The organism is Pseudomonas entomophila L48 (genome assembly GCF_000026105.1).
GTDB classification, from domain to species: domain Bacteria; phylum Pseudomonadota; class Gammaproteobacteria; order Pseudomonadales; family Pseudomonadaceae; genus Aquipseudomonas; species Aquipseudomonas entomophila.
Genome location: NC_008027.1, coordinates 2930028 through 2952648, shown reverse-complemented (window position 1 = coordinate 2952648; position 22621 = coordinate 2930028). Strand labels below are relative to the sequence as shown.

General features: G+C 65.0%; 21 protein-coding genes and 1 pseudogene. 6 read left to right on the top strand and 16 right to left on the bottom strand.

The window, feature by feature from the left end:
• Positions 1-29: 29 nt before the first annotated feature.
• Entirely contained in the window at positions 30-458 is a 429-nt protein-coding gene (locus PSEEN_RS13020) for a MerR family transcriptional regulator (RefSeq protein ID WP_011533983.1), read from the top strand.
• A gap of 9 nt (positions 459-467) precedes the next feature.
• On the opposite strand, the gene PSEEN_RS13015 is transcribed toward PSEEN_RS13020, so the two are convergent.
• Positions 468-1424: a hypothetical protein gene (locus tag PSEEN_RS13015; protein ID WP_011533982.1), complete on the bottom strand. Its 957-nt coding sequence runs from the start codon at positions 1422-1424 to the stop codon at positions 468-470.
• 178 nt (positions 1425-1602) lie between these two features.
• On the opposite strand from PSEEN_RS13015, the gene PSEEN_RS13010 reads away from it, so the two are divergent.
• The 5 genes from PSEEN_RS13010 to PSEEN_RS12990 all read left to right on the top strand — a co-directional run bounded on the left by PSEEN_RS13010 (position 1603) and on the right by PSEEN_RS12990 (position 6836).
• Positions 1603-2292: a type 1 glutamine amidotransferase domain-containing protein gene (locus tag PSEEN_RS13010; RefSeq protein WP_011533981.1), complete on the top strand. Its 690-nt coding sequence runs from the start codon at positions 1603-1605 to the stop codon at positions 2290-2292.
• Between the two features lie 250 nt (positions 2293-2542).
• Entirely contained in the window at positions 2543-4084 is a 1542-nt protein-coding gene (gene katB / locus PSEEN_RS13005) for a catalase KatB (RefSeq protein ID WP_011533980.1), read from the top strand.
• Between the two features lie 184 nt (positions 4085-4268).
• Positions 4269-4811 (top strand): ankyrin repeat domain-containing protein, encoded by a 543-nt coding sequence (locus PSEEN_RS13000; RefSeq protein ID WP_011533979.1) that lies wholly within the window; start codon positions 4269-4271, stop codon positions 4809-4811.
• 73 nt (positions 4812-4884) lie between these two features.
• Positions 4885-5691, top strand: a complete 807-nt coding sequence (locus PSEEN_RS12995) for a DNA-binding protein (RefSeq protein ID WP_011533978.1) — start codon at positions 4885-4887, stop codon at positions 5689-5691.
• A gap of 140 nt (positions 5692-5831) precedes the next feature.
• Positions 5832-6836 carry a Tle-like phospholipase domain-containing protein gene (locus PSEEN_RS12990; RefSeq protein WP_011533977.1) on the top strand — a complete coding sequence of 335 codons (1005 nt, stop codon included), beginning with the start codon at positions 5832-5834 and terminating at the stop codon, positions 6834-6836.
• A 55-nt stretch (positions 6837-6891) separates the two neighbouring features.
• Here the strand turns inward: PSEEN_RS12990 and paaZ are convergent, their stop codons facing one another.
• The 15 genes and pseudogenes from paaZ to paaF all read right to left on the bottom strand — a co-directional run bounded on the left by paaZ (position 6892) and on the right by paaF (position 22432).
• Positions 6892-8946, bottom strand: coding sequence for a phenylacetic acid degradation bifunctional protein PaaZ (gene paaZ, locus PSEEN_RS12985; RefSeq protein WP_011533976.1), 2055 nt, complete (start codon positions 8944-8946; stop codon positions 6892-6894).
• A gap of 25 nt (positions 8947-8971) precedes the next feature.
• On the bottom strand, positions 8972-10204 hold the full coding sequence (locus PSEEN_RS12980; protein ID WP_044488098.1) for an OprD family porin: 1233 nt from the start codon (positions 10202-10204) through the stop codon (positions 8972-8974).
• A 35-nt stretch (positions 10205-10239) separates the two neighbouring features.
• Positions 10240-11808, bottom strand: a pseudogene (locus PSEEN_RS12975) (cation acetate symporter); the annotation flags it as partial.
• Positions 11799-12107 carry a DUF485 domain-containing protein gene (locus PSEEN_RS12970; RefSeq protein WP_011533973.1) on the bottom strand — a complete coding sequence of 103 codons (309 nt, stop codon included), beginning with the start codon at positions 12105-12107 and terminating at the stop codon, positions 11799-11801. The pseudogene PSEEN_RS12975 and the gene PSEEN_RS12970, both read right to left, overlap by 10 nt.
• 196 nt (positions 12108-12303) lie before the next feature.
• Entirely contained in the window at positions 12304-13380 is a 1077-nt protein-coding gene (gene paaE / locus PSEEN_RS12965) for a 1,2-phenylacetyl-CoA epoxidase subunit PaaE (protein ID WP_011533972.1), read from the bottom strand.
• Between the two features lie 15 nt (positions 13381-13395).
• A complete protein-coding gene (gene paaD, locus PSEEN_RS12960; protein WP_011533971.1) occupies positions 13396-13920 on the bottom strand; it encodes a 1,2-phenylacetyl-CoA epoxidase subunit PaaD in 525 nt (174 codons plus the stop codon).
• Positions 13907-14665, bottom strand: a complete 759-nt coding sequence (gene paaC / locus PSEEN_RS12955; RefSeq protein WP_011533970.1) for a 1,2-phenylacetyl-CoA epoxidase subunit PaaC — start codon at positions 14663-14665, stop codon at positions 13907-13909. Before paaC ends, paaD begins: the two co-directional genes overlap by 14 nt.
• Positions 14666-14673: 8 nt before the next feature.
• On the bottom strand, positions 14674-14955 hold the full coding sequence (gene paaB / locus PSEEN_RS12950; RefSeq protein ID WP_011533969.1) for a 1,2-phenylacetyl-CoA epoxidase subunit PaaB: 282 nt from the start codon (positions 14953-14955) through the stop codon (positions 14674-14676).
• Positions 14956-14981: 26 nt separating this feature from the next.
• On the bottom strand, positions 14982-15971 hold the full coding sequence (gene paaA, locus PSEEN_RS12945) for a 1,2-phenylacetyl-CoA epoxidase subunit PaaA (protein WP_011533968.1): 990 nt from the start codon (positions 15969-15971) through the stop codon (positions 14982-14984).
• Positions 15972-16255: 284 nt separating this feature from the next.
• Positions 16256-17575: a phenylacetate--CoA ligase PaaK gene (paaK, locus tag PSEEN_RS12940; RefSeq protein ID WP_011533967.1), complete on the bottom strand. Its 1320-nt coding sequence runs from the start codon at positions 17573-17575 to the stop codon at positions 16256-16258.
• Between the two features lie 94 nt (positions 17576-17669).
• Complete coding sequence (gene pcaF / locus PSEEN_RS12935) at positions 17670-18890, bottom strand: 3-oxoadipyl-CoA thiolase (RefSeq protein WP_011533966.1); 1221 nt, start codon at positions 18888-18890, stop codon at positions 17670-17672.
• The gene (gene paaI, locus PSEEN_RS12930; protein WP_011533965.1) at positions 18883-19332 is read right to left on the bottom strand and encodes a hydroxyphenylacetyl-CoA thioesterase PaaI; all 450 of its coding nucleotides are present in this window, start codon (positions 19330-19332) and stop codon (positions 18883-18885) included. The genes pcaF and paaI overlap by 8 nt, the downstream gene beginning before the upstream one ends.
• On the bottom strand, positions 19325-20842 hold the full coding sequence (gene paaH, locus PSEEN_RS12925) for a 3-hydroxyacyl-CoA dehydrogenase PaaH (RefSeq protein ID WP_011533964.1): 1518 nt from the start codon (positions 20840-20842) through the stop codon (positions 19325-19327). The genes paaI and paaH overlap by 8 nt, the downstream gene beginning before the upstream one ends.
• A gap of 2 nt (positions 20843-20844) precedes the next feature.
• A complete protein-coding gene (gene paaG, locus PSEEN_RS12920; RefSeq protein WP_011533963.1) occupies positions 20845-21639 on the bottom strand; it encodes a 2-(1,2-epoxy-1,2-dihydrophenyl)acetyl-CoA isomerase PaaG in 795 nt (264 codons plus the stop codon).
• A 19-nt stretch (positions 21640-21658) separates the two neighbouring features.
• Positions 21659-22432, bottom strand: coding sequence for a 2,3-dehydroadipyl-CoA hydratase PaaF (paaF, locus tag PSEEN_RS12915; protein WP_011533962.1), 774 nt, complete (start codon positions 22430-22432; stop codon positions 21659-21661).
• Positions 22433-22621: the final 189 nt, after the last annotated feature.

The window sequence follows — 22621 nt, the reverse complement described above, 5'->3', positions numbered from 1 at the left end:
TTAAGGTCAACGCGTTTTCAAGGTGCCAGATGAGAATAGGAGAGCTTTCAAAAATTACCGGTCTTGCGCCTTCGCGGATTCGGTTCTACGAGGCCAGCGGGCTGATCCGCACAGTCGGGCGCAAGGCCAACGGCTACCGTGACTACACCGACGATGCCGTCTGGGTGCTGGAAATGATCACCAGCGCCCAGGCGGCCGGCTTTTCCCTGGACGAGATCCGCCAACTGCTGCCGGTGAACGCCAGCGGTTGGCAGCATGGTGAACTGCTCGACGGACTCAAGCGCAAGGTCGAGGAAATCGACCTGCTGCAGCAGCGCCTGGCGCGCAACAAGGAGCAGCTGCTGCTGGTGATCGACGGTATCGAGAGCAAGCCCGAAGGCATGCCGTGCGTGGAAAACAGCCAGCGGGTGCTGGACCGCCTGCGCGAAGAAATCGCGGCGGGCAAGGTCGGCAACTGACCCGTCGCTTCAATCGTTCCTGCCCAGCAGCGCCAGTGGCTTGGGCGCATATAGCGCGCTCTGGAATGCCGGCACGTACTCGTACTTGACCATCTTGCCCAGGTCCAGCGAACGGATATAGGTCGACAAGCTGCCATCGCCCAGCACCAACTGCACTGAATCCGCGCTCGTGCTGGTGGCGTGGCGGGTCTGTCGGGACGTGGCGTAGCCGTAGGTCAGCTGACCGTCGTGATCAAGGTTGGTGAAACTGTTGGTCACCATGCCGACGTCGTTGGACACATCGTCGAGCTTGTTCGCCTTGAACACTACATCCACCTTGCCGGTCTGGCTGTCGACGATGTCGTAGGTCACCGTGCCAGTGTCTTCATGGCGGTCGATGCCCGTCAGCCACTTCGGCAGGTTGTAGCCCACCACGCCACGCACACGAGCCAGCTCGGTGTTCACCGGCAACTTCAGCACATAGCCCCAGAAGTCCTTCGACATCGATTGCCCGATCAAGGTGAAGGGGCCGAGGTTCGCTTTGCCCGGTTGGTTGGTGATGATCGACAGGGCCACCTCGTTGTAACTGTCGTTGTCGCAGTAGTCGTAGGTGTAGGCGGTGAAGGCCACCAGGCCGCGCCCTGGCCAGACCTGCAGCGGCTGCACCTGCTCCAGCACCTTGGCCGGTATCAGGGCGCGCAGGCGCTCGAGGTCGGCGGTGTACACCGCGGTAACCCGGCTGTTGCGGTAGTAGAAGTTCGGTGAGTAGGACGCGAAGCCGATATCGACCTGGGTCTTGGGCAAGGTCTTGAACCAGCTCAGGTCCAGCTCCGGTGCCTGCGCCTGGATCACCGACAGGGGCGGGTTGGAGCGGTAGCGGTCGTACAGCCCGCCCTTGAGCACGGGTACCGGGTGGCCGGCGATGTCGATCAGCGTGGTGTCCGCCAGTGCGCTACCCACGCAGGGTGTCAGGAGTACGCCGGTCATTGCCGCGACAGTTCCTAGTTTCACAGTTCGAGCTCTCCAGGGTTGAATGCAGGATTACCCTAACGTTCAACTCAACTTTAATGTCAAGCGTCAGGTTTGGCATGTCGCCATGGCCTTGACCTTGAAGTTGGCTTGAAGGCTAACGTGAGGGGTACCGATCACCCGCAGGAACTGCAACATGGCCAAGCGCATCGTGCATGTCGTCACCAACGTCGCCCATTACACCGATCCGAACGAACCGACCGGGCTGTGGCTGGGGGAACTCACCCATGCCTGGCAGGTGTTCGCGGCCGAGGGCTACGCGCAATGCTTGGTCAGCCCGAAGGGTGGCAAGTCGCCCCTGGAGCCGCGCTCGCTGAAATGGCCATTGCTCGATGGCACGGGCAAGGCCTGGTTGAACGACCCGGCCAGTATGGCGCTGTTGGACAACACTGCCAGCCCTGAAGACCTGATGGCGGCCGACTTCGATGCCATCTACTTCACCGGTGGTCATGCCGTGATGTGGGATTTTCCGGACGATCCGGGCCTGCAGCGCCTGACGCGCGAGATCTACGAACAGGGTGGCGTGGTTGCCTCGGTGTGCCATGGCTACTGCGGCTTGCTCAATACGCGACTGTCCGACGGCAGCCTGCTGGTGAAGGGGCGGCGCCTGACTGGCTATGCCTGGGTCGAGGAAGTGCTGGCAGGTGTCGCGGGCAAGGTGCCCTATAACGCCGAGGCGTTGATGCGCGAGCGCGGCGCGCGCTACGAGAAGGCGTTGTTGCCGTTCACGTCCAAGGTGGTGGTGGACGGGCGCCTGGTCACCGGGCAGAACCCGCAGTCGGCCAAGGCCACAGCGCAGCAGGTGGCGGCGCTGCTTCGAGGGTAGGGCGCCGCTGGCGCGGCGCATCGCGGATGAATCCGCTCCTACAGGCCGGTGCACCCGCATCGCCACCGATGTTGTAGGAGCGGATTCATCCGCGATGCGTCATACCCTCATATATCCGAAACGAATATTCATAGCTATAAAAGTTACCAATCGAACTGATACGGAGTATCAATTTAGCGATCACGACCCACTTCCTTAACCTTTGTCAGGCGCACCAAAGACGCCTGATAGAGCCATTAGGAGTAGATTCATGATCCCTTCCCTCAAACTGTTCCAGCCCGGCCGCCTGCTGGTAGCGGCCAGCCTCGCCGCTAGCCTGCTGTCGATGTCCGTACAGGCCGCCACCCTGACCCGCGACAATGGCGCCCCGGTCGGTGATAACCAGAACTCGCAAACCGCCGGCCCCAACGGTGCGGTCCTGCTGCAAGACGTGCAGCTACTGCAGAAGCTGCAGCGCTTCGACCGCGAGCGTATCCCCGAGCGCGTGGTGCATGCCCGCGGCACCGGTGCCCACGGCCAGTTCACCGCCAGCGCCGACATCAGCGACCTGAGCATGGCCAAGGTGTTCCGTCCTGGCGAGAAGACCCCGGTGTTCGTGCGCTTCTCTTCGGTGGTGCACGGCAACCACTCCCCTGAGACCCTGCGCGACCCGCGCGGCTTCGCCACCAAGTTCTACACCGCCGACGGCAACTGGGACCTGGTCGGCAACAACTTCCCGACCTTCTTCATCCGTGACGCAATCAAGTTCCCGGACATGGTCCACGCGTTCAAGCCCGACCCGCGCAGCAACCTCGACGACGATTCGCGCCGCTTCGACTTCTTCTCCCATGTGCCCGAGGCCACTCGCACCCTGACCCTGCTGTATTCCAACGAAGGCACCCCGGCCAGCTACCGCGAGATGGACGGCAACAGCGTGCACGCCTACAAGCTGGTCAACGCCAAGGGTGAAACGCACTATGTGAAGTTCCACTGGAAGAGCCTGCAAGGGCAGAAGAACCTCGACCCGAAACAGGTCGAGCAGGTCCAGGGCCGCGACTACAGCCACATGACCCACGACCTGGTCAGCGCGATCGGCAAGGGCAACTTCCCGAAGTGGGACTTGTATATCCAGGTGCTCAAGCCTGAAGAGCTGGCGAAGTTCGACTTCGACCCGCTGGACGCCACCAAGATCTGGCCCGGCATCCCTGAGCGCAAGATCGGCCAGATGGTGCTCGACCGCAACGTCGACAACTTCTTCCAGGAGACCGAGCAGGTCGCCATGGCGCCGTCGAACCTGGTGCCGGGCATCGAGCCGTCCGAGGACCGCCTGCTGCAAGGCCGCCTGTTCGCCTACGCCGACACCCAGATGTACCGGATCGGCGCCAATGGCCTGAGCCTGCCGGTCAACCGCCCGCGCGCCGAGGTGAACAGCATCAACCAGGACGGCGCGATGAACGCCGGCCACACCGACAGTGGCGTGAACTATCAACCGAGCCGCCGCCAGCCGCGGGATGAGCAGGCCAGCGCCCGCTACGTGTCGACCCCGCTCAGCGGTAGCACCCAGCAGGCGAAGATCCAGCGCGAGCAGAACTTCAAGCAGACTGGCGAGCTGTTCCGCTCCTACGGCAAGAAGGACCAGACCGACCTGATCAACAGCTTGGGTGCCGCACTGGCGACTGCGGACGAGGAGAGCCGCTACATCATGCTGTCGTTCTTCTACAAGGCCGACAGTGACTACGGCACGGGCCTGGCCAAGGTGGCCAAGGCTGATCTGAAACGGGTCCAGCAGTTGGCGGCGAAGCTGCAGGACTGATGGGTGACCCAGGAGCGGGCCTTCGGGCCCGCTCGCACAGGGGCCTCTGTAGGAGCGGCTTCAGCCGCGATGCAGGCGACGCGGTGTCTGATACCCGCTTCGCGGGTGATCGCGGCTGAAGCCGCTCCTACAGAGGTCGCGCCAAATCAATCAGTGATGTTCTGTTCCATTGGAGGAGGCCACCATGCGGGCATGGTTTCTTGCGGCTCTGGTCGGGCTGACGACGATGACTGCTCAGGCAGATGCGCAGGGCATGGCCGTCGAGCAGCGCTTGCGCGACTACTTTTTCGACGCGTCGCGACGCGGCGACCAGGCCATGCTGCAGACATTCATCGAGGCCGGGTTCGACCTGAACGTGCGTGACGCGAAGGGCTATACCGGCCTGATCCTGGCGGCCTATCACGGCCAGGGCGAAACCGTCGAGCGACTGCTGGCGGCCGGTGCCGACCCTTGCGTGCAGGATCTGCGCGGCAACACCGCACTGATGGGGGCCATTTTCAAGGGCGAGGTGCGTATCGCCCGGCGCCTGATCGATGCCCCCTGCAGTCCGAACCAGCACAATGCCTCCGGGCAGACGGCGGCGATGTATGCCGCGCTGTTCCAGCGCACCGAGGTGCTGCAGGCCCTGGAGGCGCGGGGCGCCGACCTCGATGCGCGGGATGCGATGGGCAACACCGTGGAGAGCCTGCAACGCGGCGAGGTGAAGGGCATGCCTGCGACACCTTGAAATCGCTTGCTCGCAGGTGCAGAATTCGCGTAATTACATGGTACGTACCATGGTACGGAATTCAGGAGCAGACATGGCCAGGACCGGGATAAACAAGGCAGCAGTGCAGCGTGCGCGGCAGCTGTTGATTGCCCGTGGCGAGCACCCGAGTATCGATGCCGTACGTATCGAGTTGGGTAATACCGGCTCGAAAACCACGATCCATCGTTATCTCAAAGAGCTGGAGCCCGTGAGCCTGAACGGCATGGCTAGCCTCAGCGAACCGTTGGGCAAGTTGGTGGAGCAACTGGCGACACAACTGCAGGAGGAGGGGCAGGCACGCATCGATGCCGCCCAGGCAGAGGTGGACAACCAGCGCCGGGCGTTGGAGTCGCAACTGCAGCTGGCCCGGCAAGCCTTGGTTGAACTGCAGGTGCGCCTGACGGACAAGGAAGACCAGGTCCGCTCATTGGAAGAAAAGCACCGCCAGGCCCATGAAGACATCGAGCATCTGCGTGCCAGCAGCCGAGAGCAACGAGAGCAGGACCAGCGCCGCCATGAGACCCAGGTTCGCCAGTTGCAGGGGCAGTTGCAGACCGTTCAGTTGGGCATGAGCGATCGCCAGGAAGAGTTGACCCGGCTGCACCGCGACAATGAGCGACTGCAGGCCGAGCAGCGCCAGGCACAGTCGGAGCGCAAGGTGATGGGTGAGCAGCTGGAGCAACGCGATGCCCAGGTGCAGGGCTTGCGCGTCATCCTTGCCCAGGCCCAGGGCGCCAGTGAAGAAATGCGCCGGCAATTGGAGGCGCAGACCCAACGCCTGGAAGCGGAGCGCGAACTGACGGCTGAACAGGGCAGGCAACTGGCGCGACATGAGAGCGGACCCGAGAGGCGCTCGTAGCAGCCGTGTCGGTGAATTGCGCAGCGACGGTTTCGTTGTGGAAGGGTTTGAATGACCGATAAGCGGTCTATCACGGTTTCATGGGGTGGGTGCTATACCAGAGATTAGTGGCGATACGCCACTTCTTAGGGAGCCACGTCATGGACACTAGGAATGCTGTGTTGTGGGTTGCGCTTGCCATGCAGATGGGGTGCAGCACCTGGTTTCAGGATCCGAACACGGTCCTGGTCAAGGAGCCTGGGGCATCGCATTACACGGTTCACCAGGATATTGCCAAGTACGCCAAGGATTACTGGGGTTATGTGGCGCTTGCTGCCAACGCCTATGAGCTTTCGTGGCCAGATTACAAGGACAAGTTGCGAGCCCAGAACAAGTCGGTCCGGCAGAAGAGCCTGTTGATGCAGTCATTTGATCCAACGTGTGAAAGAGCCGCCGACCAACTGATAACGGTGCCGGGCTGGTACGCCTGGACGGGCTTTCCCGATCGGCAGTTTGCCAAGCATGCAGACCTGTCAGGCCTGTTCTTCAGTGTCTGGGAGTACCGCGGTCCGAAAGGTGTCTCACAGGTTGCCATCGTTTTCAGAGGGACGAATTTCGACCAGCATCAGGACTGGACATCCAACTTCCGCTGGTTCATCCCTGATTGGTTGAGAAACGAAGATCAATACAGCGTCACGCGTGACCAGGTGGCACCGGCCTTTGCGGCCGAGCTGGGCAAACGTATTGCTGATGGCCGCTTGCCCTCCGACGTAAAGGTGGTTGCCATCGGTCATTCCCTGGGGGGTGGTCTGGCACACCAGTTGGCTTATGCGTTCCCACGAAGCGTGGCAAGCCCTCTGAAAGTTTCGCAGGTCATCGCGTTCAATTCTTCGCCGGTCACGGGATGGTTCAGTACGCCCAACCCACCCCGTACGCAGAACACCGAAGAGCTGGCAATTGACCAGATCTTCGAGCACGGCGAAGCGCTGGCCTACTTGCGCCTGCCGATTGACATCATTAAACCGCCGGGCAAGGGCGACCCAGCAGTCAGGGATGTGCGTTTCGACCTGCAGAACCGCATAGGTGGCATACGTAATCACAACAGCCGCATGTTCGCCTGTCGACTTGCCCAGGTCGCCGGCGAACACCCTTTCGCCGGAAAATGACACAGGCCCACCCACGCCCAGGCGTGGGTGGTTCCGAAACGATAGGGGGCGAGGGTTACTCAGGCCGCTTGAGCACCAACGTCAGAATGTCATAACTGGCCACCAACTCGCCCAGCTGGTTGGTCACCTCCACATCCCACGCCACCACCCCTTGCGGCTGCCCCTGCGGGCTGGTCTTGCCCTGGTCGATCTTGCGCTTGCAGGTCAGCCGCGCCTGAATCGTGTCGCCGATGCCGACCGGCGTAATGAAGCGCAGGGTATCCAGCCCGTAGTTGGCCAGCACCGGCCCTTCGCCCGGAGAAACGAACAACCCGGCCGCCGCCGACAACACGAAGTAGCCGTGGGCAATACGCTTGCCGAACTGCGACTGCTTCGCCGCGATCTCGTCGAAGTGCATGTAGAAGTGGTCGCCCGACAGGCAGCCGAAGTTGACCAGGTCGGCTTCGGTCACGGTGCGCCGGTGGGTGAGCAGCGACTCGCCGATGTGCAGGTCGTCGAAGTAGCGGCGGAACGGGTGCACGTCGGTCTCGATCACCTCGGCGCCACGCACGTATTCGCCGGTCACTGCCATCAACATGCTTGGCGAGCCCTGGACTGCGGCGCGCTGCAGGTAGTGCTTGACCGCACGCAGGCCGCCCAGCTCCTCGCCGCCGCCTGCACGGCCGGGCCCGCCGTGCTTGAGTTGCGGCAAGGGCGAGCCATGCCCGGTGGATTCCTTGGCCGCCTCGCTGTCGAGCACCAGCAGCCGCCCATGCCAGGCCGCCGCCACCGGGATCGCCTTGGCCGCCACGGCGCGGTCGGCGGTGACCAACGACGCCACCAGGCTGCCCTTGCCCCGGGCGGCCAGGGCCAGCGCCTCGTCGAGGTCGTCATAGGCCATCAGCGTGCTTACCGGGCCAAACGCTTCGATGTCGTGAGCGCCGCCCTCGGCGTGCGGGTCACGGGCCAGCAGCAGGGTCGGGGCGAAGAAGGCGCCTTCGGCCACGCCTTCGCCGACCGGGTTGAAACCGTCACTGGCGCCCAGCAGTTGATCGCAACTGTCCAGCAACATGCGCACCCGCTCGGCGACATCGCGCTGCTGGTCGTGGGACGCCAGCGCGCCCATGCGCACGCCTTCCACCGACGGGTCGCCGACCACCACCTTGCGCAGGCGTTCGCGCAGGCGTGTGGCCACCGCATCAATGTGCCTGGCGGGCACGATGGCGCGGCGGATCGCCGTGCATTTCTGCCCGGCCTTGGTGGTCATCTCCCGCGCCACCTCCTTGATGTACAGCTCGAACTCCTCGCTGTCGGGGCTGACGTCCGGCCCAAGGATCGCGCAGTTGAGCGAGTCGGCCTCGGCGGTGAACGGCACCGAGTGGCGCACCAGGTTCGGGGTGACGCGCAGCTTGGCGGCGGTGTCGGCGGAGCCGGTGAAGGTCACCACGTCCTGGCCTTGCAGACGGTCGAGCAAATCACCCGTGCTGCCGATCACCAGTTGCAGGCTGCCTGCCGGCAACAGGCCCGATTCATTCATCAGGCGCACCACGGCTTCGGTGAGGTAGCTGGTCGAGGTGGCGGGCTTGACGATGCACGGCATGCCGGCGAGGAAGGTCGGAGCAAACTTCTCCAGCATGCCCCAGATCGGGAAATTGAAGGCGTTGATATGCACGGCCACACCTGCACGCGGCACCAGGATATGGCTGCCGGCGAAGTGCCCGTTCTTGCTCAGCGGGATCGCCGGGCCTTCATGCACCAGGTTGCCGGACGGCAATTCACGCCGGCCGATGCTCGAATAGGCGAACAACGTGGCATTGCCGCCCTCGATATCGATCCAGCTGTCGGCGCGGGTGGCGCCGCTGTGGTGGGACAGGGCGTAGAGCTGTTCCTTGCGCTCGGCCAGGTACAGCGCCAGGGCCTTGAGCCGGGCGGCGCGCTGCTGGAAGTCCATCGCCAGCAGTTGTTGCAGGCCTTGGGCCCGGGCGAAGTCCACGACCTCGGCGAAGTCCGGTCGTTCTTCGTGGCTGTAGGCCAGGACCTGGCCGTCGAGGGCGCTGCGCAGGGCCTGGGCGCCGTGCTGGCCGAGCCAGCGGCCGGCGATGAAGCTTTGCAGGGTAGGGGCGGCGGACATGCTGTTCTCCTTTGATATGGCGCGGTTACCAGAGCGCCAGGGTGTAGCCGATGATCAGGCGGTTCTCGTCCACGGCATTGGTCAGGCCGTTGCCGGAACGGAAGGTGACGTTGCGCCAGCGCAGGCTGACGTCCTTGAACGGGCCGCTCTGGATGACGTAGGTGATGTCAGTGTCGCGCTCACGTTCGCGGCCATTGCTGACCGTGGCGGTTTCGGCGTGGCGGCCATCGGTGTAGCGGGTCATGAAGCTCAGGCCGGGGATACCCAGCGCGACGAAGTCGTAGTCGTAGCGCAACTGCCAGGAGTCGAGCCCGGCGCGGGTGAAGGTGTTGTAGGTGACCAGGTTGACGGTGTACGGGTCGCCGCCGTTGAGGAACGGGAAAGCGCTGTCGCCGGACATCTGTTGCCAGGTGGCGGTGAACTTGTGGGCCTTCACGCCCAGGGTGAACATGGCGTTGAAGTTGCGGTTGTCGATACGCCCGGCGCGCTCGGCGCCGTCGCCGCGGCTGTCGAAGTAGCGCAGGTCGCTGCGCAGGCTGACGCCTTCGGCCAATGGCTGGGTGTGCAGCAAGCCAACGTATTGCTGGCGGTAGATATCTTCCAGCTTGGCGTAGTAGTAGCTGACACTGGTCTGCGGGGTGATGGCGTAGCTGCCGCCGCCGAAGTCAAAGTGGTCGCTGCTGGCGGCACCGTAGCCGATGTCGTCGCGGCCGGAGGAGTCGCGCAGGTTGGCCTTGGTCAGGCGGCCGCCGTTGAAGGTCAGGCCATCCAGCTCCTGGCTGGTCAGCAGGCCGCCCTGGAAGGTCGACGAGAGCAGGCGGGTGTCGTTGTACACCACCACCGGCAGGATCGGTTGCAGGGTGCCCAGGCGCAGGGTGCTCTTTGATACCCGCAGCTTGCCGGTCAGGCCCAGTTCGCTGTAGTCGTCTACGGGTTCCAGACTGTTGGGCCCATAGGGCAGCAAGCCGGTGTTGCGCCGGTCGCGGCTGGAGTCGAGCTTGACCCCAAGCTGTCCCATGGCGTCCACCCCGACGCCGACCGGGCCGTCGGTGAAGCCGGACTCGAAGCGTGCAGTGAAGCCCTGGCCCCATTCCTCGGCCTTGCTCTGCGGCGCGTTGTCCTGGCGGAAGTCGCGGTTGATGTAGTGGTTGCGCAGCTCGATGCGCGCGTGGCTGTCAGCGATGAAGTCCGCCATGGCCGGCAAGGGCAGGGCGAGAGTGGCCAGCCAGGCAGCTGAAGTGAAGGACGTGCGGTTCATTGTTGTTATACCCGACAGTGTCATTGTTCTTGTGGTCAGTGCTTGCTGGCGCCGGCGGCGCCGATACCGGTCATGGAGCGGATGAACTGGGCCAGGTAGCGCCCGCGCTCCTCGCGCGCCCGCTCCGAGGTGTCGGTGACCGAGAAGGCCCAGGCACCGAGGAAGGCCAACGACATGGAGAACAGCGCCGGGTTGCTGTAGGGGAAGAGCGCACGCTCGTTGTGCAGCACGTTGACCCACACCGCCGGCCCCAACACCACCAGCACGATCGCCGAGACCAGCCCGGCCAGGCTGCCGCACACCGCGCCGCGAGTGGTCAGGCCTTTCCAGAACATCGAGAGCAGCAGCACCGGGAAGTTGACCGAGGCGGCCACCGCCAGCACCAGGCCGGACAGGAAGGCGATGTTCTGCGACTCGAACAGCAGCCCCAGCAGCACTGCGAACAAGCCGATCCCGAGGGTGGCCAGGCGCGACACGCGCATCTCTTCTTGTTCGCTGGCCTGGCCCTTGCGCACCACGCAGGCGTACAGGTCGTGGGACACCGCCGAGGCACCGGACAGCGCCAAGCCCGCCACCACGGCAAGAATGGTGGCGAAGGCCACCGCCGAGATGAAGCCGAGGAACAGGTTGCCGCCCACTGCCTGGGCCAGGTGCACCGCGACCATGTTGCCGCCGCCGATGATTGCGCCTGAGGCATCACGGTAGGACGGCTCGGTGCCGACCATGACGATGGCGCCGAAACCGATGACGATCAGCAGCAGGTAGAAGTAGCCGATGAAACCGGTGGCGTAGAACACGCTCTTGCGCGCTTCCTTGGCATCGCTGACGGTGAAGAATCGCATGAGGATATGCGGCAAGCCCGCGGTGCCGAACATCATCCCCAGCCCCAGGGAGATGGCATCCACCGGGTTCGAAAGCAGCGCCCCCGGAGCCATGATCGCCTGGCCCTTGGCGTGCACGGCCACGGCGCTGGCGAACATCGCCTCGGTGCTGAAGCCGAAATGGCGGAGCACCATGAAGGCCATGAAGGTGGTGCCCGACAGCAGCATCACCGCCTTGATGATCTGCACCCAAGTAGTGGCGAGCATGCCGCCGAAGGTGACATAGAGCACCATCAGCACGCCCACCAGCATCACTGCGTAGAGGTAGCTGATACCGAACAGCAGCTCGATCAGCTTGCCGGCACCGACCATCTGCGCCACCAGGTACATCAGCGCCACGGCCAGGGTGCCGAACGCTGAGGTGAGGCGCACTGGGGCCTGGGCCAGGCGGTAGGACACCACGTCGGCGAAGGTGTACTTGCCCAGGTTGCGCAGGCGCTCGGCGATCAGGAACAGGATGATCGGCCAGCCGGCCAGCACGCCCAGGGCGTAGAGCAGGCCGTCGTAGCCGTTCATGAACATCATCGCCGAGATGCCCAGGAAGGAGGCGGCGCTGATCATGTCGCCGGCGATCGCCAGACCGTTCTGCATGCCGGTGAGGCCACCGCCGGCGGTGTAGAAGTCGCTGGCCGAGCGGGTGCGCAAGGCGGCCCAGCGGGTCACCAGCAGGGTGAAACCAACGAACACCAGGAACATCGAGATGGCGGTCCAGTTCATCGCGCGCACTCCTGCTTGACCTGGTCGTTGAGCGGGTCGATGACGCGGTTGGCGCGGTGCATGTAGACGCCGGTGAGGGCGAAGGACAGCAGCACCATCAACACACCCACCAGCATGCCGACACTGGTGACTCCGCCGTTGAGGGACTGGCCGAGCACGCCGGGGGCGAAGGCCACCAGCAGGACGAAGCCGTAGTAGGCGGCGAGCATGGTCAGGGTCAGCGAGCCGTTGAGGCGGCGCTTGCGCCTGATCAGTTGCTGGAAGGCGGGGTGGTTGCTGATGGTTTCGAGGTGTTCGGGTGTCATGGGGGCGTTCTCTCTGGCTGTTGTAATTGTTTTTTCAGGTCACGCGGGTGTTGCCGAAGGTTTGCAATTTCCTTGTGGGAGCGGCCTTGCGTCGCGAAAGGGCTGCGCAGCAGCCCCAGCAATCGGGGTTTTGGGACCGCTTTGCGGTCCTTTCGCGACGCAAGGCCGCTCCCACAGCGAGACAGGTGCCTCGATCTCAAAGCTGATCGAAATCGAGCACCACCTTGTCGCTCAGCGGGTAGGTCTGGCACGCCAGCACATACCCGGCCGCCACTTCGTAGTCCTCAAGGGCATGGTTGCTGTCCATTTCCACCTCGCCCTCGATCACCTTGCACTTGCAGGTCGAGCACACCCCGGCCTTGCATGACCAAGGCAGCTCGGCGCCGATGGCGTTTCCCGCGTCGAGCACGCTGCGGGTGTTGCGCGGCAGGTCGAAGGCCAGGGCGCGGCCGTCGCTGATCACGGTGACGTGGCTGACCGCCGAGTCGACCTGGCGCGCCGTCTCGCGGGCTTCGCGACGTGCCTCGCCACTGGCGGCGGCGAACAGTTCGAAATGGATGCGCGCCTTGTCCAGGCCATTGGCTTGCAGGCTGTCGCGCACGGTTTCGGTCATCGCCTGCGGGCCGCAGATGAACGCCGCGTCGAGCGACTTCACGTCGAGCCAGCGAGAGAACAGCTGGCCGCACTTGTCGGCATCGATACGGCCGTTGTACAGGTCGACATCCTGCTGTTCGCGGCTGAACACGAAGATCAGGTTGAGGCGGTCCAGGTATCGGTTCTTCAGGTCTTCGAGGCGGTCACGGAACAGCGCGCTGTTGCTCGCGCGGTTGCCGTACAGCAGGGTGAAGCGGCTGTGGGGCTCGCTGGCCAGGGTGGTGGCGACCAGCGACAGGATCGGGGTGATGCCGCTGCCGGCGGCCACGCCGAGGTAGTTGCCCTGGCGCGCCGGGTCCAGCGGCACGAAGAAGCTGCCCGACGGCGGCATCACTTCGAGTTGCTGGCCGGCCTTGAGCGCTTCGTTGGCGAAGGCCGAGAAGCGCCCGCCTGGCACGCGCTTGACCGCCACACGCAGTTCGCCGTCCTGCACCGCGCTGCAGATCGAGTAGGAGCGGCGCACTTCTTCATCATCCAGGCGGGTGCGCATGACCAGGTACTGGCCCTGGGTGAAGCGGAACGCATCGCGCAAGTGCGCGGGCACGTCGAAGGCGATGGATACCGCATCGCGGGTCTCCTGGCGCACTTGCCGGACGGTCAGGCTGTGAAACTGGCTCATGGTGTTCTCCACGGCTCAAAGGCATTTGAAATAATCGAACGGCTCCAGGCATGCGCGGCAGCGGTACAAGGCTTTGCAGGCGGTGGAGCCGAACTGGCTGAGCAGCTCGGTGTGGCTGCTACCGCATTGCGGGCAGCACACGGTGGGCGATGTGCCGCGCAAGCTGGCGCTGCCGGCAGGCGGTGCGATGCCATAGGCGCGCAGGCGCTCGCGGCCCTGGTCGCTGATCCAGTCGGTGCTCCAGGCCGGGGAAAGCCTGCGCTCCAGCGCGGGCGCGGCGAAACCGGCCTGTTCCAAGGCCTGGCGGATATCGCCCTCGATCACCTCGGTGGCCGGGCAGCCGGAGTAGGTTGGGGTGACGACCAGGTGAAGATGGCCGGCGCGCCAGCCGAGGTCGCGAACGACACCTAAGTCGACCACGCTGACCACCGGCACCTCCGGGTCCATCACCTCGGCCAGCACCGCCCAGGCCTCGGCCAGGTCGCCATCGCGCAGGGCTCGGGCGCCGCGGTCACCCGCGATCAGCTCACCAGGTCGCATCGGGGTAGGCTCGCGGCAGGAACTGCATCTCGGCCAGCAGCAGGCCCAGGTGCTCGGTGTGCAGGCCTTTGCGCCCGTCCAGGTAGAAGTGGCTTGCGGCCTTTGGTAGCGGCAGTTCGACCGAGGCGAAGATCGCCTCGACCGTGGCCAGCCAGCGGCGGGCGACCCGCGCCGGGTCGGCGGCGATGCCGGCCTGGGCCAGTTGTACTTCGCTGTCGCTGGCGGCCGTCAGCTCGACGGTGAAGCGCCACAGCGTTGGAATGGCGTCGAGCATGCGACGGCGGCTTTCCTCGGTGCCGCCACCCAGGCGCTGCACCCACTCGCCGGAGCGGCGCAGGTGGTAGGTCACTTCCTTCAGGGCCTTGGCGGCGATACCGGCGACACGCTCATCGCTCGATGCGCTCAAGCCGTCGAGCATGGCGTGGTGCCAGGCATCGTAGAGAAATTGCTTGAGCATCGTCACGGCGTAATCGCCGTTGGGTTGTTCGACCAGCAGCAGGTTGCGATAGGCCCGTTCGTCACGACGGAAGGCCAGAGCGTCGGCATCGTGGCCGTCGTCCTGCAGTTCGGCGGCATAGTCCAGCCAGTTGCGTGCCTGGCCGACCAGGTCGAGGCCTACGTTCATCAGCGCCAGCTCTTCCTCCAGCGCCGGCGCCTTGCCGCACCACTCACACAGGCGCTGGCCCTGGACCAGGGCGCTGTCGCCGAGCAACAGCAGGTATTGAATCAGTGCTTGCTTGTGCATGGCGCGCCTCACATGTGTCCGACTTCGGCTGGCAGCTCGTAGAAGCTGGCGTGGCGATAGACCTTGTCGTCCGCCGGGGCGAACAGCGGGTCCTTCTCGTCCGGGGAGGAGGCGGTGATCAGCGCCGAGGGCACCACCCACAGGCTCACGCCTTCACTGCGGCGGGTGTACAGCTCGCGGGCGTTCTCGATGGCCATGGCGGCGTCGGCGGCGTGCACGCTGCCCACATGCTTGTGGTTCAGGCCGTGCTTGCTGCGCACGAAGACTTCAAAGAGGGTCCAGACAGACATGGGGGTTCTCCGCATCATTGGCCGCTTCAGGCGGCATTCTTGTTCTGTTGCTTGCGTGCATAGGCCACGGCGGCTTCGCGCACCCAGGCGCCATCCTCGATGGCCTTGCGCCGCGTGGCGACGCGTTCCTGGTTGCAGGGGCCGTTGCCCTTGATGACTTCATAGAACTCGTCCCACTGGATCTCGCCGAAGTCGTAGTGGCCGCGGGCTTCGTTCCACTTCAGCGCAGGATCTGGCGCGGTGCAGCCAAGCAGTTCCAGTTGCGGCACGGTCTGGTCGATGAAACGTTGGCGCAGCTCGTCGTTGGTCTGGCGCTTGATCTTCCAGGCCATGGACTGGGCGCTGTTGGGCGAGTGTTCGTCGCTGGGGCCGAACATCATCAATGCCGGCCACCACAGGCGGTTGATGGCGTCCTGGACCATGTCCTTCTGGGCCTGGGTGCCGTGGCGCATCAGGGTCAACAGCAGTTCGTAGCCCTGGCGCTGGTGGAAGCTCTCTTCCTTGCAGATGCGGACCATGGCGCGGGCGTAGGGGCCGTAGGAGGTGCGCTGCAGCACCACCTGGTTGACGATCGCCGCACCGTCCACCAGCCAACCCACTGCGCCCATGTCGGCCCAGCTGAGGGTGGGGTAGTTGAAGATGCTCGAGTACTTGGCCTTGCCGCTGTGCAGCTTGGCGATCTCTTCATCGCGGTCGGCGCCGAGGGTTTCCATGGCGCTGTAGAGGTACAGGCCATGGCCGGCTTCGTCCTGGATCTTGGCCATCAGTTGCAGCTTGCGCTTGAGCGAGGGGGCGCGGGTGACCCAGTTGCCCTCGGGCAGCATGCCGACGATTTCCGAGTGGGCGTGCTGGGAGATCTGGCGGATGAGGGTCTGGCGGTAGGCGTCGGGCATCCAGTTCTTGGCTTCGATCTTGATCTCGGCGTCGATCTTTTCCTGGAAGGCGCGCTCTTCGGGCGACATCTCTTCCAGCGACTTCAGGCGCTTGACGCCGGTTTCTACGAGCTGTGCGTACATGGTCGGGCTTCCGGTTGTGGGCGGCTTGGGGCGTGAGTTATTTATAAGCGATACAAAACACAACATCAAACTGTATTTGATGTATCAAATAAGATTTGTGTATCACATTGGGATTGTTGGGGCTGCTGCGCAGCCCTATCGCGACGCAAGGCCGCTCCCACAGAGTGCGCGCGATGCCTGTGGGAGCGGCCTTGCGTCGCGATAGGGGTGCAAAGCGCCCCCGACTTTCTAAAGGCCAAAAAAAGCCCCGGATCATACCGGGGCTCCCTTTTCATGGCTTGCCGTCAGCCGACCAGCCGCTTGTCATATACGTGACAGGCCTTGCCCTCCGAGCGCTTCAGGCTGCCGCACGGCCGCAGATGAATCTGCGTGCTGATACCGATATAGGTCTTGATCTGCCGCGCCAGTTCGCCCACCACCTGCTTGCGCTGGCCCTCGTCGAGGTACTGGCTGTCACTGCGCAGCTCCACATGCACCTCCACACTATCGAGATTTCCATTGCGATACAGATGGATCTCATAAAGCTCTGAAAGCTGTTTTATCTTCAGCACCTGTTCTTCGATCTGCGTCGGGAACACGTTGACCCCGCGAATGATCAGCATGTCGTCGCTGCGCCCGGTGATTTTGCCGATGCGTCGCATCGGCCGCGCCGTGCCAGGCAGCAAGCGGGTGAGGTCACGGGTGCGGTAGCGCACCATGGGCAGCGCCTCCTTGCTCAGCGAGGTGAACACCAGCTCGCCCAGTTGCCCGTCCGGCAGCACCTGGCCTGTCACCGGGTCGATGATCTCGGGGTAGAAGTGATCCTCCCAGATGGTCGGGCCATCCTTGGTCTCGATGCACTCCATGGCCACGCCCGGCCCCATGATTTCCGAGAGCCCGTAGATATCGAGCGCGTCGATGCCCAGGCGCTGCTCGATCGAGCGGCGCAGTTCCTCGGTCCAGGGTTCGGCGCCGAAGATGCCCAGGCGCAGCTTGAGGTCGTCCGGAGCGATGCCCTGACGCTCGATTTCGTCGGCCAGGTTGAGCATGTACGACGGCGTGACCATGATGATGTCCGGCTGGAAATCGCGAATCAGCTGCACCTGCTTCTCGGTCTGGCCGCCGGACATGGGGATCACCGTGCAGCCCAGGCGTTCAGCGCCATAGTGGGCGCCGAGGCCACCGGTGAACAGGCCGTAGCCATAGGAAACGTGCACCTTGTCGCCCTTGCGCCCACCCGCGGCGCGGATCGAGCGGGCAACCACGTTGGCCCAGGTGTCGATGTCGTTCTGGGTGTAGCCGACCACCGTCGGCTTGCCGGTGGTGCCGCTGGAGGCATGCAGGCGCACCACCTGGTCCTGGGGCACGGCGAACATGCCGTAGGGGTAGTTGTCGCGCAGGTCGTTCTTGCCGGTGAAGGGGAACTTCGCCAGGTCCTCCAGCGACTTCAGGTCGTCGGGGTGGGCGCCACTGGCGTCGAAGCGCTGGCGGTACAACGGCACATTGGCGTAGGCGTGGTTCAGGCTCCAGCGCAGGCGCTCCAACTGGTGCTGGCGCAGCGCGTCGACACTGGCGGTTTCGATCGGGTCGAGCAAGGCGCGTTCGGCATCGTGGTAGAGGTTCATGGTTTCACTCGAGTTGTTCTTGTCGTGGGCCGGGGCCCTGAGTGTCATGGCAGGCAGCATACTGCCCGCGTGGTCTTGAGTCTTGCCGGGCGGATCAGAGGCGCTCGATCACCAGGGCGATGCCCTGGCCGACGCCGATGCACATGGTGCACAGGGCGTAGCGGCCTGCCGTCGCCTCCAGCTGGTGAAGGGCGGTGGTGACCAGCCTGGCGCCGCTCATGCCCAGCGGGTGGCCCAGGGCGATGGCGCCGCCGTTGGGGTTGACCCGCGGGTCGTCGTCGGCCAGGCCCAGCTCGCGCAATACGGCCAGGCCCTGGGCGGCGAAGGCTTCGTTGAGCTCGATCACGTCCATGTCGGCGAGCGACAGCCCGGTCAGTGCCAGCACCTTGCGGGTGGCAGGTACCGGGCCGATGCCCATGATGCGAGGTTCGACGCCCGCCGTGGCCAGGCCTAGCACCCGGCCACGGGCTTTCAACCCATGGCGACGCGCGGCCTCGGGGCTGGCCAGCAGCAGGGCGCAAGCGCCGTCATTGACCCCGGAGGCGTTGCCGGCGGTTACACTGCCGTCGGCGCGGAACGGCGTGCCCAGGCGGGCCAGTTGCTCCAGCGTGGTGTCGCCACGAGGGTGCTCATCGTGTTCGACGCATTTGGGCGGGCCTTTGCGCTGGGCAATCTCGACCGGCACGATCTCCCGCGCCAGGCGCCCACTGGCCTGGGCGGCGGCGGCCTTGAGCTGGCTGCGCAGGGCGAAGGCGTCCTGGTCCTCGCGGGAGATGGCGAACTGCTCGGCGACGTTCTCGGCGGTTTCGGGCATCGAGTCGATGCCGTACTGCGCTTTCATCAGTGGGTTGACGAAGCGCCAGCCGATGGTGGTGTCGAACAGCTCGGTGTTGCGGCCGAAGGCCTGCTCCGCCTTGCCCATCACGAACGGCGCCCGGGACATCGACTCGACGCCGCCGGCCAGCATCAGCCCGGCCTCGCCGCAGCGCAGGGCGCGGGCGGCGTTGCCGATGGCGTCCAGGCCCGAGCCACAGAGGCGGTTGATCGTCGAGCCTGGTACGCACAGCGGCAGCCCGGCCAGCAGGCTGGCCATGCGCGCGACGTTGCGGTTGTCCTCGCCGGCCTGGTTGGCGCAGCCGAGGATCACGTCGTCGATGGCGCTCCAGTCCAGTTCGGGGTGGCGCGCCATCAGTGCCTTGATCGGCACGGCGGCCAGGTCGTCGGCGCGCACGCTCGACAGGGCGCCGCCATAGCGGCCGATGGGCGTGCGCACGGCGTCGATGATCAGGGCGTGGGGCAGGGTGGCTTCAGTCATGGGATGGCTCCGGTGTCAGCACGCTGCCGCGCACCTTGTAGGATTTGCCGTGGAACAGGGCGATCAGTTCGCCCTGCTGGTTTTCGATGCGCACGTCGTAGTTGCCGGTACGCCCCTTGCGGCTCTGCTCGCTGGCGGTAGCGGTCAACTGGTCGCCCAGCCGCGCCGGCGCCACATAATCGATGCTGCAACCCAAGGCCACGGCCGCTTCATCGTAGCTGTTGCAGGCGAAAGCGAAGGCCGAGTCGGCCAAGGCGAACAGGAAACCGCCGTGACAGGTGCCGTGGCCCTGGAGCATGTCGGCGCGCACGCTCATGGCCAGGCGGGCGCTGCCGGGGCCGGCATCGAGCAATTCGATGCCCAGCCCCTGGCTGGCCGCATCGCGGCTGAACATCGACTCAGCGCAGGCGCGGGCCAAGTTTGCGGGGGAATGGTCAAGCATGCAGGCGTCCTCCTTCGGCATGAGTACGGCGCAGCAGCAGGGAAGGGCGGTAGCGTTCCTCCCCGTAGCTGCGCTGCAGGTTTTCCAGTACGCGCAGGGTGGAGCCGACACCCAGGGCATCGGCCCAGGCCAGGGGGCCGCGCGGGTAGTTGACCCCGCCGCGCATGGCCAGGTCGATGTCGGCGGGCGACGCGACGCCTTGCAGCACGGCGTCGGCGGCTTCGTTGGCGAGCATCGCCACGGTGCGCAGCACCACCAGGCCCGGCAGGTCGGCGATGACGCTGGCCTTGAGCCCGGCATGACGCAGCAGGGCCACGGCCTGATCGAGGGCTTCAGGGGTGCAATCGGCGCTGTGGCTGATGGCGATGCGCGTGGCCTGCCGGTAGTCGAGCGCCAGGTCCAGCAGCACCAGGTTGCGCAAGCCATCCTCACGGGCGCGCTGGCTGGCCAGGCGACCGTCGGACAAGGCCAGGGTCGCGTCGCCGACCCTCAGCAGGCCGCTGCCGGCACGTTCGGTCACGCGGATACCGACATTGCGCAGGCGCTCGGCCAGCGGTCGCAAGGTGCCCAGGTCACCTTCCACGGCGCAGTGCTCGATTGCGCTGTCGCTGCGCAGTTCGTTCGCTTGTGGGCGTTCGGCCCCATCGCTGTAGTCATAGAAGCCCTGGCCGCTCTTGCGGCCCAGCCGCCCGGCATCCACCAGTGCTTTCTGCACCAGCGAAGGCTGGAAACGGAAGTCCCCGTAGAAAGCCTCGAACACCGAGCAGGTCACTGCATAGTTGACGTCATGGCCGATCAAGTCGGTGAGCTCGAAGGCCCCCATGCGGAAGCCGCCCGCGTCACGCAGCAGCGCGTCGAGGGTGGCGCAATCGGCCGCGCCTTCCTGCAACAGGCGCAGGCTTTCGGCGTAGAACGGCCTGGCCACGCGATTGACGATAAAGCCCGGCGTCGAGCGGGCATGGACCGGCTGCTTGCCCCAGGTCTGCGCGGTGGCATGGACCCTGGCAGCCACATCAGGGGATGTGGCCAGCCCGGACACGACTTCTACCAATGCCATCAGTGGCGCCGGGTTGAAGAAGTGCATGCCGACCACTCGCTGCGGCATGCGCAAACCGGCAGCCAGGCTGGTGATCGACAGGGAGGATGTGTTGCTCGCCAGGATGCAGTCGTCGCGGCACAGGGCCTCCAGTTGTCGTAGCAGGCCTTGCTTGACGGTCAGGTTCTCGACGATGGCCTCGATCACCAGGCTGGCGTCGGCCAGCGAATCGAGCGTTTCCACCGGCCTCAGGCGCGCAACGATCGCCTCGCGAGCTTGAGCGTTCAGCTTGCCATTTTCCACCAAGCGACCGAGCTGGCGATCAATACCCTGGACCGCTTCGGCGGCGGCGCCGGGACGGGTGTCATAGAGGTGGACGGGATGTCCCGCTTGGGCCGCCACCTGGGCGATGCCGGCGCCCATGGCGCCGGCGCCGATCACCGCGACCTGCGCAGTGCTATCGAGTGCGCTCATGGTCAGCACCCCTTGAACACGGGTGTGCGCTTGTTCATGAAGGCGCTGACTCCTTCGCGATAATCCTCGCTGCGCCCAGCCAGGCGTTGCAGGTCGCGCTCCAGTTCCAGCTGTTCGTCGAAGCGGTTGTCAAAGCTCTGGTTCAGGGCGCGCTTGACCAGGGCCAGGCCATAGGTGGGCTGGGTGGCCAATTGGCGGGCCAGCTTGAGCGCTTCGTCGCGCAGCGCGGCATCGTCCACCACGCGGTGGATGAGCCCCCATTGCTCGGCTTGCTCCGCGCTCAGCCGCTCACCCAGCATGGCCAGCGCCTTGGCCCGGGCCATGCCGATCAGGCGGGGCAGCAGCCAGGTACCACCGGAATCGGGCACCAGGCCAATCTTGCAGAACGCCTGGATGAAGGTCGCCGAGCGAGCGGCCAGCACCAGATCGCAGGCCAGCGGCAGGTTGGCGCCGGCCCCGGCGGCCACGCCGTTGACCGCGCAGACCACCGGCATTGGCAGGTCGCGCAGGCTGCGCACCAGCGGGTTGTAGAACTGCTCGATGGACTGCCCCAGGTCCGGCATGGCCGCGCCCGGCGCTACATTGCGGTCGGACAGGTCTTGCCCTGCGCAGAAGCCACGGCCTTCGGCGGTCAGCAGCAGTACGCGGGCGCGTTCGCTCTGGCGCACCTGCTTCAGCGCGTCGCGCACCTCCAGGTGCATGGCGGTGTTGAAGCTGTTGAGTTGCTCGGGCCGGTTCAATGAAAGGACGGCGACACCGTCGTCGTCGATGGAAAACAGGATGTGCTGGTAAGGCATGACAGGTGTGCTCCGTCAGTTACAGCCCGTGGAATCGGGCCGGGCGTTTTTCCTGGAAGGCGCGAATGCCTTCGTCGCGGTCGGCGGTGCCGGCCAGCAGGGTGAAAGCGTGGCGCTCGAAGCGCAGGCCGCTGGCGAGGTCCATGTCCTGTGCCTTGAGCAGTGCTTCCTTGGCCAGCCGCACCGCCAGCGGCGCCTTGGCGGCGATGGCGCTGGCCACCTGCAGGGCGCGCTCGACGGTCAGCTCTGGCTGGGTGACCTCGCTGATCAAGCCGGCCCGCAAGGCGTGGCGGGCATCGATGGCTTCGCCGGTGAGCACCATCTGCATGGCCAGGGGCTTGCCCACGGCGCGCAGCAGGCGTTGGGTGCCACCGGCGCCGGGAAGGATGCCGAGGTTGATTTCCGGCTGGCCGAAGCGGGCGTCGCTGCCGGCGATGACGATATCGGCGCACATCACCAGCTCGCAGCCACCGCCCAGGGCGAAGCCGTTGACGGCGGCGATCAGGGGTTTGGAGAAGGCGCCGATGCGTTGCCAGCAGGCCACCCGTGGGTCGTTGAGGATGCCGACCAGGTCGCGCTCGGCCATCTCATTGATATCGGCACCTGCGGCGAAGGCCTTGCGGCTGCCGGTGATGACCAGGGCGCGGACCTGCGGATCGCGCTCGGCCGCCTCCAGTTCGCTGGCGAGCTCGACCAACAGTTCGGTGTTCAAGGCGTTGAGGGCTTGTAGGCGTTGCAGGGTGACCAGGCGGACGCCGTCCGCTGGTGCCTGCACAACGAGGTTGCGCGGCATGGTGATACCTCAGGCTGCACGCTCGGCACGGGGTGGCCGGCTTTTCTTGGTGTTGTATGCGATGGCGCCGAGAGGAGACGGGCCATGCCTTGGTGGGAGAGTATAGGCTTAATGCGATACACAAAATCAACATACAAAAATAAAAATGGTATCGCTGCATGTGATTCGCTCTGTAGGAGCCAGCCTTGC